The sequence below is a fragment of the Streptomyces sp. RP5T genome, from assembly GCF_003933965.1.
GTDB lineage: Bacteria > Actinomycetota > Actinomycetes > Streptomycetales > Streptomycetaceae > Streptomyces.
In genome coordinates this window covers 1-998 of sequence record NZ_RSAJ01001158.1, presented here as the reverse complement: position 1 = coordinate 998, position 998 = coordinate 1, and the positions used below count along the sequence as shown (strand labels likewise).

General features: G+C 74.3%; 1 protein-coding gene. It reads right to left on the bottom strand.

What is annotated here, in order from left to right; all coding sequences use genetic code 11:
- Positions 1–878: crosslink repair DNA glycosylase YcaQ family protein (locus EHS43_RS45115; protein ID WP_125196114.1), on the bottom strand; the 878-nt coding region annotated here is incomplete at its 3' end.
- Positions 879–998 lie beyond the last annotated feature (120 nt).

Sequence of the window (998 nt, the reverse complement as noted above, 5' to 3'; positions counted from 1 at the left end):
GGAAGCAACGCCGCCCAGGGCTCCACGTGTTCCGTGACCGGACCGGCGTCGCCCTCGACGACGTAGCCCAGGCCCTCGTCGACGGACACCTCGACCGCGCGGATCGCCGTCAGAGCGCGGCGCACGTCGGTCACCTTCCAGCCCGTCCACCACTTCAGGTCCGCCTCCGTGGCCGGCCCGCACACCGCGAGCCAGCGCCGCAGCAACTCCGCCTGGGCCCCGGCCGCATCGAGCTCGGGATGCGGCGGTGCGACCGCCCACCGGAACTGCGAGGACATCCAGGTGCCGAGCGGCCGCCCGCGCACCACCTTGCCCTCCACCCCGAGCACCCGCAGCAGCCGGCTCGCCACGGTGTGGACGCCCTCGTAGCTCTTCCCGGCCGCGTACGCGAACTGCACGCGCAGCCGCGGCTCGTCCTCGGCGAGCTCCGCCGCCGTGGCCTGTCCGCGCCGGGCGAGCGCGGCCAGCGCCGACTCCTCGACCTCCTTCAGCCAGGTCGCGTCCGGGGCACCGGCCTTCGCCATGTCCTTGACGAGCGCGGCCCGTTCCCGTGCTGCGACCGTGAGACCGGTCGAGGCGTGCACGACCGCGGTGAGCTCGGCCGGGAACGCGAACACGGTGTGCCGCATCCCGTGCATCCGTACCAGGGACCGGTCCTCGTACAACGCCCGCTCGGTCTCGGCGACGGTACGGACGGGATCCGTGTGCCGCGCGCCGACGGCCAGATACACGGTCGCGGGATCGGACCCGTGCAGCGCGACCAGCGCGCCCGCCACCTCCTCGGGACTCTCCACCCGCGCCCCGTCCGCCAGCTGATGCCGCAGCGCCAGCCGAGCCCGCCGCTCACCCACCCCGATGTACCGCACTCCGTCATCCATGCCCATGCGGCCCATCCTGGACCAGGGCACTGACAACGCGCCCTGACGTGCGGCGGAGCACGGCGCGACCGGCCACGACGGCGCGGCACACGACACGCGGCACACGGCACAAGGCCGGCC